The sequence below is a fragment of the Oceanisphaera sp. IT1-181 genome, assembly GCF_033807535.1.
GTDB lineage: Bacteria > Pseudomonadota > Gammaproteobacteria > Enterobacterales > Aeromonadaceae > Oceanimonas.
In genome coordinates this window covers 2,900,378-2,914,377 of the sequence record NZ_CP136856.1, presented here as the reverse complement: position 1 = coordinate 2,914,377, position 14,000 = coordinate 2,900,378, and the positions used below count along the sequence as shown (strand labels likewise).

The window sequence follows — 14,000 nt, the reverse complement described above, 5'->3', positions numbered from 1 at the left end:
TCCCCATTACCTTTAGATTTCTGGCATCGCCTGCTCCTGCGATAAACAATCATTTGTTGTGTACTAATTCTCGGCCAATTAGCATGCGGCGAATTTCTGAAGTGCCGGCACCAATTTCGTATAACTTGGCGTCACGCAGCAAACGACCGGCGGGAAATTCATTGATATAACCGTTACCGCCCAGCAGCTGAATGGTATCTAACGTCAGCCGAGTAGCCGTTTCTGCCGCCAATAAAATGACTCCAGCGGCGTCTTTGCGCGATAACTGACCGCGGTCGGCGGCCATGGCGGTCATGTAGGTATAGCAACGGGCGGCATTCATTTGGGTATACATATCCGCCAGCTTGCCTTGCACCAGCTGGAACTCACCGATGGCTTGGCCAAACTGCTTGCGCTCACGCACATAAGGCAGCACTAAATCCATGGCCGCCTGCATAATGCCCAGCGGGCCGCCGGCCAGCACCAGTCGCTCATAATCCAAACCGCTCATTAGCACTTCTACGCCGCCATTGAGCGGGCCCAGCAGGTTGGCTTTGGCAATGCGGCAGTCTTGAAACACCAGCTCGCAGGTGCTGGAGCCACGCATGCCCAGCTTGTCGAGCTTTTGTGCATGGCTAAATCCGGGCGTGTCTCGCTCGACTATAAAGGCGCTAATGCCACGGGCGCTGCTATCTGTTTTGGCGTACACCACTAACACATGAGCTTCGGGGCCGTTAGTGATCCACATTTTATTGCCGTTCAATATAAAGTGGTCACCATCGGTGCGGGCCTGTAATGACATAGACAGCACATCGGAGCCGGCACCGGGCTCCGACATGGCCAACGCGCCAATATGTTCACCGCTGAGTAGGGCCGGTAAATACTGTTGCTTTTGCTGTTCAGTGGCGTGGCGATGAATTTGGTTCACACACAAATTGGAATGAGCCCCATAAGACAGGCCCACCGAGGCAGAAGCGCGACTCAGCTCTTCCATAGCCAGTACATGCGCCAGATACCCCATGTTTACCCCGCCATACTCCTCGGCCACCGTAATGCCAAACAACCCCATTCCACCGAGTTTTGGCCACAGCTCGGTAGGAAAGCGATTGTCTTGGTCGATGGCCTCAGCCAGTGGTGCTATCTCGCGATCAGCAAAGGCCGCCACCTGTTCGCGCAGCATAACCAAGGTGTCATCCAAGCCCATATTTAGCGGCGAAAAGCTTAATGGCGAAAAAGCGCTCATGGCATCCTCCTGATCCAGAGTAATTGGCTTAACAAACCCGCGTCTGGTTTCGTTTGCTACTGTTTTGTTCGCATTAACTATAGTTGTCATAAGGAAAATGGCTTCGACTAAACTTGAGATGCTTGTTATGAGCCGTCGACTGTTACTGCCTCCCAGAACTGTGTTTGAACACGGGCATAACGATCCTAAACGGTAAATCAGCGCCATTAATGCATAGCTTAGCTGAGGAAAATCTGACCATGAAAAAAGAGGATATCGTTATAGTGGGTGCCGCGCGCACGCCAATGGGCGCCTTGCTGGGCGAGCTTGGCACAGTATCGGCTCCTCAGTTGGGCGCGGCTGCTATTTCGGCGGCACTGGCGCGCTCCGGACTAAAATCCCGACAGGTAGATGAAGTCATTATGGGCTGCGTGTTATCCGCAGGTCTTGGCCAAGCGCCTGCCCGCCAAGCCGCCTTAGCAGCAGGGCTTCCTAGTAGCGTACCGTGCACCACCATCAATAAAATGTGTGGCTCTGGGATGAAGGCGGTGATGTTGGCGTGGGATCAACTTACAGCAGGCAGTGCCGAGCTGATGGTGGCGGGCGGCATGGAAAGCATGAGCCAAGCCCCTTATTTATTGCCTAAGGCACGGGCCGGCTTGCGTTTAGGGCACGCCAGCTTGTTGGATCATCTGTTTTTTGATGGCTTAGAAGATGCCTATGAGGGCGGCTTAATGGGCAGTTTTGCTCAGTGCACCGCGGATCAATTTGCTATAAGTCGCACCGCCATGGACGACTTTGCGCTGTTGTCATTAAGTCGTGCTCAAAGAGCGATAGCGGAGGGCGACTTTGCCGCTGAAATTTCCCCCGTTAAGGTCGAGACCCGTCATGGCTCTGCTGTGGTTAATAACATGGCTAACAACATAGTTAATACTGACGAACAACCGGGCCTTGCTCGGCCCGAGAAGATACCCAACCTCAAACCTGCTTTTAGCAAAGACGGCACCATTACCGCCGCCAACTCCAGCTCCATTTCTGACGGCGCCGCCGCCTTGGTGCTGACCACTATCAGTCATGCCCAAGCGCTCGGTGTTACGCCGCTGGCACGCGTGCTGGCCCATGCCACGCATGCTCAATTGCCAGCAGAATTTACTCTGGCACCCATTGGCGCGATTAAAAAGCTGCTTAAAAAAGTCGGCTGGCAAGCGGATGAGGTGGACTTATATGAGATTAATGAAGCCTTTGCCGTGGTGACGTTATTGGCGGTAGCGGAGCTGGGGTTAGATATGAATAAGGTCAACGTTAACGGCGGAGCTTGCGCCTTGGGCCATCCTATTGGTGCCAGTGGGGCGCGTATTATGGTGACCTTAATTCATGCACTGCGCCAACGAGGCTTGAAAAAAGGCGTGGCGGCGCTGTGCATTGGCGGCGGTGAGGCCACGGCCATAGCTGTGGAGCTAATCTAGCTAAGCGGAGCCTAATCAGGAGAGTTAAGACATGGCATATCAGATTCCCTTATCTATCAATGGCGCTTTGGTGGCCAGTCAAACCGAGCAGTGGTTAGATGTTCATAATCCGGCCACCCAGAAAATCATTGCCCGCCTACCGTGTGTTACGTCAGCCGAAGTGGAGGCGGCGGTGCAGGCCGCCCGCCAGGCCTTTATTGGTTGGCAAGATACGCCGGTGCCCGAGCGGGCACGTCTGATGCTGCGTTATCAGGCGTTACTTAAAGATCAACACGAAGATATTGCCACTTTGCTGAGCCAGGATACCGGCAAAACCTTTGACGATGCCAAGGGAGATGTGTGGCGCGGCATTGAGGTGGTGGAGCAGGCCGCCAATATTGCGGCGCTGAGCATGGGCGAAACCCAAATGAACGTCGCCAGTGGCGTTGACTGTTACAGTTTTAGCCAGCCGCTGGGCGTGTGTGTGGGCATTACGCCTTTTAATTTTCCCGCCATGATACCGCTGTGGATGTTTCCGCTGGCCATTGCCTGCGGTAATACTTTTGTCTTGAAACCGTCCGAGCAAGTGCCGCTGGTGCCGATGAGACTGGCCGAGCTGTTTTATGAGGCGGGTGCGCCCAAGGGATTATTACAAGTCATACACGGCGGCAAAGAAGTGGCCGAACAACTGCTGGCGCACCCAGCGGTACGCGCCGTGTCTTTTGTGGGCTCGGTGGCGGCGGGGCAGCAGGTATATCGTGCCGCCACCCAACAGCTAAAGCGGGCACAGGTGTTTGCCGGGGCTAAAAATCACCTAGTGGTGTTACCCGATGCTAACAAGCAGCAGGTCATCAATAATTTGGTGGGAGCGTCGGTGGGCGCTGCAGGGCAGCGTTGCATGGCGATTTCGGTGGCGGTGTTGGTGGGTGAGTCCGGCCATTGGCTACCGGAGTTAATCGAGGCCATGGCCAAGGTGAAGCCTGGCATCTGGGATGATGCCGCCGCCGGATTTGGCCCGCTGATCAGTCCTGCGGCCAAAAAAAGAGTATTGGGTTTGATTGCCAAGGGCAAGCAGGAAGGGGCGACCTGCCTGCTGGACGGCAGCCAGGTTGAAGTGACTGATTATCCCCATGGCAACTGGCTGGGGCCCACCCTGTTCAGTGATGTCTCTGCCGACATGACCATTTATAAAGAAGAAATATTTGGCCCTGTGCTGTTGGTGATGGCGGTAGACAGCTTGGCCGAGGCCATTGCCTTGGTAAATGCCAATCCTTATGGCAATGGCACCGCTATTTTTACCGCTTCGGGTGCGGCGGCTCGCCAATATCAGCAGCAAATTCAGGTGGGGCAGGTGGGCATTAATGTGCCCATTCCCGTGCCCTTGCCGTTTTTTTCGTTCACCGGCTGGCGCCATTCTTTTTACGGTGACTTACACGCCTACGGTAAGCAGGCCGTGCGCTTTTATACCGAGACCAAAACCGTGACCGTCCGCTGGTTTGATGATGAAGCCAGTAGCGATCCTAATATGACGATACAGCTTAAATGACAGCTGTCAGCCGTATGTAAGCACCAAGCACAGGAAAAGCACCGACTGTTATTGGAAAAGTGTCTTTATGCCGTCTTCCTGATGAACATCAGGATCTCGGTGTTTTATTAGGGGTTATGGCGTTGATCGGACCTCTGTATTTCTGACAGCTTAAAGCGAATGGCTTAGCGATTTTTTCAGGAGGGGGTATGGACTTTGAACTGAGTGATGAGCAGCAAGCCTTCGTTGAGCTGGCCGATGACTTTGCCCGTAACGAGCTTGAGCCTAATGCCGCCGCCTGGGACAGGGAGCATTACTTTCCCGTTGATGTCTTGCAGCAAGCGGGCGGGCTTGGCTTTTGTTCTTTATATACCCCAGAAACCGCCGGCGGCTTGGGCTTGAGTCGTCTGGATGCCAGTCTGATTTTCGAGCGCCTGTCCATGGGCTGCACCTCCACTACTGCCTTTCTTACCATTCATAATATGGCCACCTGGATGGTGGCGAGCTTTGGCACGCCAATGGCTTGGTCGCGCTTTGGTGAGGGGCTGACCTGCGGCCAGCTATTGGCCTCTTATTGTTTAACCGAAGCCAATGCCGGATCCGATGCGGCGGCACTGACTACGCGGGCACAAAAAGTCGGTGATTATTATCAGCTAACGGGCAGCAAGATGTTTATTTCCGGCGCCGGCAGCACTCAGGTGCTGGTGGTGATGGCGCGCACGGGAGCGACGGGGCCCAAGGGAATTTCTGCCTTTGTGCTGGATGCCAACAGCCCGGGCATAGAGTACGGCCGCGCCGAAGACAAAATGGGTTGGAACAGCCAGCCAACACGCACCGTCACCTTTAATGGCGTTAAGGTGCCTGCTGAACACTTGCTGGGGCAAGAGGGCGAGGGCTTTCGCATTGCCATGAAAGGGTTGGATGGTGGGCGTATTAATATCGCCAGCTGCTCGCTGGGCACGGCGCAACAGGCGCTCAACAAGGCAGGGCAATATATGCAAGAGCGCAGCCAGTTTGGCCGCAAGCTGGCCGAATTTCAGGCGTTGCAGTTTACTCTGGCCGACATGGCGACAGAACTGGTGGCCGCCCGCCAATTGGTGCGCTTTGCCGCTAGCAAGCTGGATGGGGCGCACCCGGATGCTACTACCTATTGCGCCATGGCCAAGCGTTTTGCCACCGATGTAGGCTTTAAGGTGTGCGATCAGGCGCTGCAGCTTTACGGCGGCTACGGTTATATCAAGGACTATCCGCTAGAGCGCTACCTGCGCGATACCCGAGTGCACCGTATTCTGGAAGGCACTAACGAGATCATGAAGCTATTGATCGCTAGGCGGATACTAACGGAAGGAAGCGGGGAGTTGTGATGACTTTTGGTTTCGTCAGGCAGAGGGCACTACTCCGCCGACTCGCCGTAAATCCATCCATGGAGGCTCAGCCGCGCCATCCCTGGCGCAGATGGTCGGCTGAGCAGACACCTTCTGCCTTCCCGTTTGCATCTGAGTTGTCAGTTGGGGTTATCAATCGGCAACTGAGCAATTAAGAGGAGGCGTCTGGGATAGCCTCAGCCGACCATCATATGACAGGGATGTTATATGTTGAGCGACACAGGGAACGTGCTTGAAGCGTGTCGGAAGAGGTTACCCAGTTGCCTCTAAGCACTCATGTGCAGACAAGTAGTTTTTTTTACTAAACAGACACGTAAAGGAACGGATATGAGCGGTGTGTTAATAACAGAGCATATCATCCTGGATGGGCGGCGACTGGGCCATATTCGGCTGAATGCCCAGCGGAGTCTTAATGCGCTGACGCTGGAGATGATTGAGCTGATGCTGCCGGTGCTCAGGCGCTGGCAGCAGGACGCTAATCTGGTTGCCGTGTTACTGGACGGCGCCGGTGACAAGGCGTTTTGTGCCGGTGGCGATGTGGTGAGCCTGTATCACGCGATACGAGAGGTTGAACCGACCAGCGACGCCATGCTGGCGCCTATCCCTGAGCTGGCGGCGCGCTTTTTTGAGCAGGAATATCGGCTCGATTATCTATTGCATACGTTTGGCAAGCCGGTGCTGTGCTGGGGCGGCGGCATAGTGATGGGGGGGGGAATGGGGCTGTTTACGGCCAGCTCGCACCGCATAGTCACCGAGAGCAGTCGGCTGGCGATGCCAGAGGTGACCATAGCGCTGTATCCGGATGTGGGTGGCAGCTGGTTTCTCAATCACTTGCCTCCAGGGCTGGGGGAATTTATTGCCCTCACCGGTTGCGCTATCAACGCTCCCGATGCCCATTGGCTGGGGCTGGGCAATAGAGCCATTGCCGCCGAAAAGCGGGACCAATTGCTGCCGGCCCTGCGGTTGGTGACGGACTGGCAAGATCCCGACGTCGCGGTGAATGGCGTGTTGCGCCAGTTGGAGACGGCTTCGGTGGCGGCGTTTTCCGATTTGCCGGCTCCCTTGCAGTCACACCATCCCCGAATTCGCCAGTTGCTGGATAAAGACCACCTGCAAGACAAGGTGGCGGCACTACTTGGCGTTGCGAGTGGCGATCCTTGGTATCACAAGGCCCAACAAAATCTGGCGGCAGGCAGTCCGCTGGCCATGGCGATCATTGCCAGGCAGTTAGGTCGCAGCCGGCATAGTTCGCTGGCCGAGGTGTTTCAAACGGAGCTGGCGCTGTCGGTGCAAGTGTGCCGGTTTCGAGAATTTTCCGAAGGAGTGCGGGCGCGCTTGATCGACAAGGACAACCAGCCTGATTGGACTTTCAGCAGCCTGGATGAGGTAGACACGGCACTGCTGGACGCGCTGTTCGAGTCGCCTTGGGCGATGAGTCCACTGGCGGATTTGTAACGGAGGTTCCTATGACGGCAAACATCGCATTTATCGGTCTGGGCAACATGGGGCAGCCCATGGTGGCCAACCTGATCAAGGCCGGGCACCCGGTACGGGTATACGATTTACAACCCGAGGCTATTGACCGCGCTGCCAAGCTGGGAGCCATGGCGGCCAAATCAGCCGTCGAGGCGGTGCAACAGGCAGGCGTGGTGATCACCATGCTGCAAACTGGCCACCAGGTCGATTCACTCTATGTTGGTGGGGCGGATCCTCTGTTCAGACATCTGGCGGCTGGCACATTGGTGATCGATTGCTCGACCATAGACGCAGCCACTGCCAGAGCCACGGCCGCCCAGGCCATGACTCATGGTCTGGATTTTGTCGACGCGCCCGTTTCCGGCGGAGTGGTGGGTGCCGAGGCGGGTACGCTGACTTTTATTGTGGGTGGGTCGGCGGCGCAATTTTCTCGCGCCCAACCGGTGTTAAGCCAGATGGGACAGAAAATACTGCATGCGGGAGAACATGGGGCGGGGCAGATTGCCAAAGCCTGCAATAACATGTTGCTGGCGGTGCAAATGGCCGGCACCTGCGAGGCGCTGAATATGGGCATCAATAACGGCCTGGATCCTCGGGTGTTGTCCGAGATCATGGGGCAAAGCTCGGGTAATAATTGGGTATTGGAGCGTTATAATCCGGTACCCGGCGTGATGGACAAAGTACCGGCGGCACAAGGCTACAGCGGTGGCTTTAAAGTTAAGTTGATGTGCAAGGATCTTGATCTTGCCATGGATCTCGGAAAGATTAGTGGTTCGCCCGTGCCCATGGGAGCGGCGGCCAAGGCGCTGTTTAACCTCCACCAGGTTGCAGGGCACGAGGACCTCGACTTTTCCAGCCTGTTGACCTTGTTTCAGAAAAAATAGTTTCAGAAGAAGTAGTTTCAGCAGCCGTCGTTTTTAGCAGAAAGAGTCAGCGCACGATTGGCGATAGGCAAACACTAGCAACAGTAACAGGAGAGTCAGCAATGGACATCAAAGGCAAGGTGGTCGCCATTACTGGCGCGGGAAGAGGCTTGGGGCAGGCGATGGCGCTGCATCTGGCGTCAAAGGGCGCCACCTTGGCGCTGATCGACAACAACGAGCAGGCATTGGCCAAAACCGGCGAAATGATTGCCGCCAAAGGGGCACGGGTGGGCGTATACCTGTGTGACATTAGTGATGAAGAGCAGGTAGTACAAACCTTTAGCCATCTGGTGGGAGAGCTCGGCGGGCTGCAGCTACTGGTGAATAATGCCGGCCTGATGCAAGACGCGCTCTTAGTGAAGCTGCAAGACGGTAAATTGATGAACAAGATGAGCCTGAGCCAGTGGCAGTCGGTGTTAGATGTGAACCTGACCGGTACCTTTCTGTGTGGCCGAGAAGCGGCGGCGCACATGGCCGAGCATAACCAAGGCGGCTTAATCGTTAATATTTCTTCCGTGGCGCGGGCAGGTAATCGGGGGCAAAGCAATTACTCAGCCAGCAAAGCCGGCGTGGCGGCACTGGTGGTGTGTTGGGCGGGTGAGTTAAGTCGCTATGGCATTCGGGTAGCGGGCATAGCGCCCGGCGCCATTGCCACCGAGATGACGGCACAAATGCAACCCGAGGCCATGACGCGACTCACGCAGCAGATCCCCGCAGGGCGTCTGGCCGAGATTGATGAGTTGGTGCACAGCCTGCAATACATTATCGACAACGATTATTTTCATGGCCGGATATTGGAAATGGACGGGGGTTTGAGGCTGTAACTCTATCTAATGCTCTCACTAATTCAGGGGTAACGGCTGTGAGTAGAGCTGGAGTAGGACTAAAGTCTAGCTTGTTTAATGTTGGGGTGGGACATAAAATTTTGCGGTGCGTGATAAGCGGCAGTGCCGAAAATAACTGTCTGCTCCTATAACAAGACAGCCAATAAAAATAGCGCTGAATAATAACAATGCACATGTCCCCGAAGATGCAGATTCTTTTTTATTAGAACCTGCCTCTTCGGGGATTTTTTGTATTTTTTCCGCTAATGGCTGTGGCATTACATATTCGGATAATTAGGCCCTGAGCCGCCCTCGGGTGGCGTCCAGCGGATGTTTTGTGCTGGATCCTTAATATCGCAGGCCTTGCAGTGCACACAGTTGGCGGCGTTTATCTGAAATTTTAGCTCCTGTTCTTGGCTCACGACTTCGTAGACACCGGCAGGGCAATAGCGCTGGGCTGGCTCCTGATACAGCGGCAAGTTATCCCGCAGTGGTAACAATGGATCCGCTAATATCAAATGGCAGGGCTGATCCTCATCATGTTGGGTATTGGCTAAATACACAGATGACAGGCGATCGAAGGACAGCTGACCGTCCGGCTTGGGATAAGCAATTTTTGGTTGAGTGTCGGCCAAGGCCAAACAAGCATGATCGGGAGTATTATCTTGCACTGCAAAGGGTAACTTGGCATTAAACCAGTTGTGATTTAAATAATTAGCCAAGCCGCCTAACCAAGGGCCAAATCTATGTAACGCGAGCACGAAATTTTTACTCTCTGCGAGCTCTTGATGCAACCAGCTTTGGGTAAACGTCTGATTAAAATATTGCCTTGATTTGGTTTGAAACGACGCTGAACCAGAGCTTGGGCCAGAACCTACATCAGAGCTCATACCTGAGATAGCATCAGCACTAAAGCCAGAGCTAGGCCATGCGTTCAGCACGGCATCGGCGGCCAGCATGCCGGATTTCATGGCGGTGTGAATACCCTTAATTTTGGCTCCATTGAGAGTGCCTGCATCACAACCTAATAAGAAAGCGCCCGGCATGGCCATACGCGGCAAGGCATTCAATCCGCCCTTGGTTAAGGTACGAGCGCCATAGCTGAGACGTTGGCCATCATACAAATAGCGAGACAGTAGCGGATGATGTTTCAGTCGTTGCAGTTCGGCAAAAGGGTCGAGCCAAGGGTTGCGATAATTTAAGTCGACCACCAAACCTACCGCCACTTGCTGTTGCTCGCCGTGATACATAAAAAAGCCCCCGCTGGCTTGAGTCAAAGGCCAGCCACTGCCGTGTATCACTAAGCCCGGTTGATGACGCTCAGGGGCTACTTGCCACAACTCTTTGATGCCTAACGCATAACGTTGGGTGTCTTTGCCTTCATCTAACGTAAAGCGCGCAATTAACTCTTTGCCAATATGGCCACGGCTGCCCTCGGCAAATAACGTAACCGGCGCGCGCAGTTCAATGCCGGGCACATAGTTCGCCTTTTGGCTGCCATCTGCTGCTACGCCTAAGTCTCCAGTGACGACGCCACACACTGCACCTTCTTCATTATAAATAGGCGCTTGGGCCGCAAAGCCGGTGAAAATAGTCACGCCTAATTGCTCGGCTTGGCGGGCCAACCAGCGGCATAAGTTACCTAAGCTGATGATATAAGAATGCGGATTAAGTAAGGGGTTAGGCAGTGAGCCGTGAGGCAATTCAATGCCGCCTTGTTCGCTGCTCAGCATATAAAAGCGCTCGTCTGCCACTGCCATTGCTACCGGTGCACCGCGCGCTTGCCAGTCGGGGAATAATTCGTCTAAGGCGCGAGTGTCGAGCAGGGCGCCGGATAAAATATGGGCGCCTACCTCGGCACCTTTTTCTAGCACGCATACGTTAAGCGTTTGACCTGCTTGTTTGTCTGCTTGCATCAAGCGGCAAGCCGCGGATAAACCCGCTGGGCCCGCGCCCACTATGATCACATCAAACTCCATCGCTTCTCTTGGCATGCTTGGCCTCGCTGGGTAAGGGATTACGCATTTGCTTAGTAACAGATGTAGAGCCTGACTAAAGTATTGTATTGATTGTGATATTTAACAAAGCGGAAAACGGCAGTGGCGGCACTTTTGACTAGTATTAAGGCGAGCTTGTGAGCTGGCGGAGGCGCTATGAAAGTACTGGTTACGATAAAGAGGGTCATCGATTATCACGTCAAAATTCGCGTGAAAGCGGATGAAAGCGCCGTGGAGCTGAATAACGTCAAAATGGCGGCCAACCCATTTTGCGAGATTGCCCTTGAAGAAGCGGTGCGCATGAAAGAGGCAGGCTGGGTGTCGGAAATTATTGCCGTATCCATAGGACCAGTAGTGGCGCAAGAACAATTGCGTACCGCGCTGGCGCTGGGGGCAGATAGGGCGCTCTTAATTAGCACTGAGCAAACAGCAATTAGCACTGAGCAAACGGCGAGTAGCACCGACCAAACTATTGAGCCGCTCAACGTGGCCAAAATATTAGCTAAATTAGTGGAGCGCGAGCAGCCGCAATTGGTGTTACTCGGCAAGCAGTCGATAGATACGGACAATAACCAAGTCGGGCAAATGTTGGCCGGCTTGCTCAACTGGCCCCAAGCCACCTTTGCCTCACAGCTGACTCTAGAGGGGGAACTGCTAACGGTAACCCGCGAGATAGACGGCGGCTTGCAAACACTCGCCTGTACCTTGCCAGCAGTGGTAACCACAGACTTGCGGCTTAATCAGCCTCGTTATGCCTCTTTACCCAACATTATGAAAGCCAAGCAAAAGCCGCTAGAAATACTGCCTATCAGTGAGCTAGCTGTGGTTTTAAAACAACACAGCCAGCAACTAAAAGTGATGGCGCCGGCCAAGCGAAAAGCGGGCATTAAGGTAAAAGATGCCGCCGAGCTGGTCGATAAACTCAAACACGACGCTAAGGTGATCCCATGACCTGTTTGCTGATAGCCGAGCACGATAATACTCAGCTTAACCCCGCCACCTTGCATGCGCTCACTGCCGCCATTGAGCTAGGGGGTGAGATTGATCTACTGATCATGGGAGATCAATGCCAAGCGGTGGCTAAGGCGGCGGCCAAATTTGCGGTGCGCACTGTGCTAGTGGCTGACTCATCTAATTATCAACATCAGTTAGCCGAGCCCTGCGCCGCGCTCATAGCGTCACTGGCAAAAAATTACCTGCATATAGTGGCTGCGGCGACCACCACCGGTAAAAATCTCTTGCCTAGGGTGGCGGCGTTATTGGACGTGGGCATGGTGTCCGAGGTGTTGGCCATAGAATACCCCGATACTTTTCGTCGGCCCATTTATGCGGGCAACGCCATTGCTACCGTGCAAGCGCTTGATGATATTAAGCTGCTCACGGTGCGTACCTCGGCGTTTTCCTCAGCCGATGCCGGTGAGCATAGCGCTGATATTCAACAATTGGCGGCAATCGAATACAGTACTCGCAGCCATTTTGTTAGCGAACAACTCAGCCAAAGTGCACGGCCCGAGCTAACGGCGGCGCGCGTGGTGATCTCGGGAGGGCGCGGCTTAGGCAGCAAAGAGAATTTTGCATTGTTAGCGCAGCTTGCCGATAAATTAAATGCCGCTATCGGAGCCACGCGCGCAGCTGTGGATGCGGGCTTTGCCGCTAACGATATGCAAGTCGGGCAAACCGGTAAAATAGTGGCGCCAGAGCTGTATATAGCAGTAGGACTGTCGGGCGCAATCCAGCATCTGGCCGGCATGAAAGAGTCCAAGGTCATAGTGGCCATCAACAAAGATGCAGACGCGGCCATTTTTGAAGTGGCGGATTACGGTTTAGTGGCGGATTTGTTCGAGGTGTTACCCGAGTTGGAAAAATTATTGTGAGGAGTGAGGTGAATAATATAGGCAAGCGTCTTTTGTAGATACTCTGTTGGAGGTCAAGATTTCGCGTTAGCTTTACGCCGTTCTGCGCTCTGTTGTTATGCGTCCTTATTCCGTCTTTGCGAGCGTAGCGCGGCAATCCATGCTAGCACGGCACGGTATATAACCATGGATTGCCGCGTCGTTGCACTCCTCGCAACGACCAAGGTGAGGGTTGGGCTCTGGCCTTTTGTAGGGTCGATTTCAATCGACAGATTTTGGTCGAATAAATTCGACCCTACAAATTTTACGTCTCACCCCTCACACAAACTTACATCTGCTGATTAAGCCCCATGCCCCAGAAGTCGATTTCTAGGCGGGTAGCATCGTTAAAGATGCGGCTCAGTTGTTTAAAGCGAGTGGGTGTGACATCCGCTAAACGTTCGTTCAGCCAGACGCGCTCCGCTTGCGCTGCCGCTTGAAACTCCGCACTTTCGTACATGGCGAGCCAGGCTTCATACGGATTGTTATCGCCACGAATGGTACCGGGTTGGTCAATTAACCAGCGCGCCACTTCCGCATAACCCACTAAGCAAGGGGCCAGTGCCACGTGCATGTCTAATAAGTCGCCGCGATTACCGGTATCTAGTACATAGCGGGTGTAGGCCAGTGTGGCGCGAGCTTCGGGTAAGTCCGCCAAGTCTTGCTCACTGATGCCCCATTGCTGGCAATAATCGATATGCAGGCCAAGCTCTAAGTCGATAATGGCATCGAAGCCGGCTTTGGCGTGGCGCAAGTCGGCAAGCGTTGGGCTTTTATACGCGGCCAGGGCAAAGGCGCGACCAAACTGAATTAAGAACAGATAATCTTGTTTTAAATAATGGCGAAAAGCCTCAGGCGCCAAGGTGCCATCGCCAAGCTGGCGGACAAAGTCGTGCTGGATATAATCAGTCCAAGGCGCAAGGTTATCTTTTTTTAAATCTTCGAAGGTAAAGCCCATTTCATGTCCTTTTGTGAATGTGCCATTCGCTCGGCCCCAGCGGCGAACGCGCGTAGAGCAAGAGTAGAACTCATATTGGACAATATCTCTACGAAATCAAGGGAAGGGCGGCGCCGAGCACCAATGTAGAGGCCGCTTCAGCTGGCCGATGGCGCGTAGCGACATAAGAATGATTTCTCGTGCCCAAGTTCCTGCGTGGGCACGCAGATCTGGTCGCTCTGTCAGCTAACAGAGCGAGGCCGGTGTTTTCTTTTAGTTTTGTTACACAAAACCGGCCGGCTAAAGACGGCCTCTACTCGCCCCGCGCTGCGGCTTTTAGGTTTTCATTGTCGTGATAGGCCTTATTGCGTATACTTTCACCCCGTCTTGCATTC

11 protein-coding genes are annotated in these 14,000 nt (G+C 54.1%); 8 read left to right on the top strand and 3 right to left on the bottom strand.

From position 1 onward, the window contains the following. Positions 1-49: 49 nt before the first annotated feature. Entirely contained in the window at positions 50-1,183 is a 1,134-nt protein-coding gene (locus tag R0134_RS12885) for an isovaleryl-CoA dehydrogenase (protein WP_319784369.1), read from the bottom strand. Positions 1,184-1,461: 278 nt separating this feature from the next. Between R0134_RS12885 and R0134_RS12880 the strand changes: the two genes are divergently transcribed. From R0134_RS12880 to R0134_RS12855, 6 genes are all read left to right on the top strand, one after another. Next, positions 1,462-2,667: an acetyl-CoA C-acyltransferase gene (locus tag R0134_RS12880; RefSeq protein WP_319782361.1), complete on the top strand. Its 1,206-nt coding sequence runs from the start codon at positions 1,462-1,464 to the stop codon at positions 2,665-2,667. A gap of 31 nt (positions 2,668-2,698) precedes the next feature. Further along, a complete protein-coding gene (locus R0134_RS12875; RefSeq protein ID WP_319782360.1) occupies positions 2,699-4,192 on the top strand; it encodes a CoA-acylating methylmalonate-semialdehyde dehydrogenase in 1,494 nt (497 codons plus the stop codon). A 188-nt stretch (positions 4,193-4,380) separates the two neighbouring features. Then, entirely contained in the window at positions 4,381-5,535 is a 1,155-nt protein-coding gene (locus R0134_RS12870) for an acyl-CoA dehydrogenase family protein (RefSeq protein WP_319782359.1), read from the top strand. A gap of 348 nt (positions 5,536-5,883) precedes the next feature. After that, entirely contained in the window at positions 5,884-7,011 is a 1,128-nt protein-coding gene (locus R0134_RS12865; protein WP_319782358.1) for an enoyl-CoA hydratase/isomerase family protein, read from the top strand. Between the two features lie 11 nt (positions 7,012-7,022). Continuing rightward, positions 7,023-7,916: a 3-hydroxyisobutyrate dehydrogenase gene (gene mmsB / locus R0134_RS12860; protein WP_319782357.1), complete on the top strand. Its 894-nt coding sequence runs from the start codon at positions 7,023-7,025 to the stop codon at positions 7,914-7,916. A gap of 101 nt (positions 7,917-8,017) precedes the next feature. Further along, entirely contained in the window at positions 8,018-8,779 is a 762-nt protein-coding gene (locus R0134_RS12855; RefSeq protein ID WP_319782356.1) for an SDR family NAD(P)-dependent oxidoreductase, read from the top strand. Positions 8,780-9,057: 278 nt separating this feature from the next. Here R0134_RS12855 and R0134_RS12850 read toward each other — a convergent pair whose 3' ends face one another. Beyond that, complete coding sequence (locus R0134_RS12850; RefSeq protein WP_319782355.1) at positions 9,058-10,773, bottom strand: electron transfer flavoprotein-ubiquinone oxidoreductase; 1,716 nt, start codon at positions 10,771-10,773, stop codon at positions 9,058-9,060. A gap of 159 nt (positions 10,774-10,932) precedes the next feature. Here R0134_RS12850 and R0134_RS12845 point away from each other — a divergent pair, with 159 nt between their 5' ends. Together R0134_RS12845 and R0134_RS12840 are read left to right on the top strand one after the other, a co-directional pair. Continuing rightward, a complete protein-coding gene (locus tag R0134_RS12845) occupies positions 10,933-11,727 on the top strand; it encodes an electron transfer flavoprotein subunit beta/FixA family protein (protein WP_319782354.1) in 795 nt (264 codons plus the stop codon). Further along, positions 11,724-12,650, top strand: coding sequence for an electron transfer flavoprotein subunit alpha/FixB family protein (locus R0134_RS12840; protein WP_319782353.1), 927 nt, complete (start codon positions 11,724-11,726; stop codon positions 12,648-12,650). The genes R0134_RS12845 and R0134_RS12840 overlap by 4 nt, the downstream gene beginning before the upstream one ends. 307 nt (positions 12,651-12,957) lie before the next feature. Here R0134_RS12840 and tenA read toward each other — a convergent pair whose 3' ends face one another. Next, complete coding sequence (gene tenA / locus R0134_RS12835) at positions 12,958-13,626, bottom strand: thiaminase II (RefSeq protein ID WP_319782352.1); 669 nt, start codon at positions 13,624-13,626, stop codon at positions 12,958-12,960. Positions 13,627-14,000: the final 374 nt, after the last annotated feature.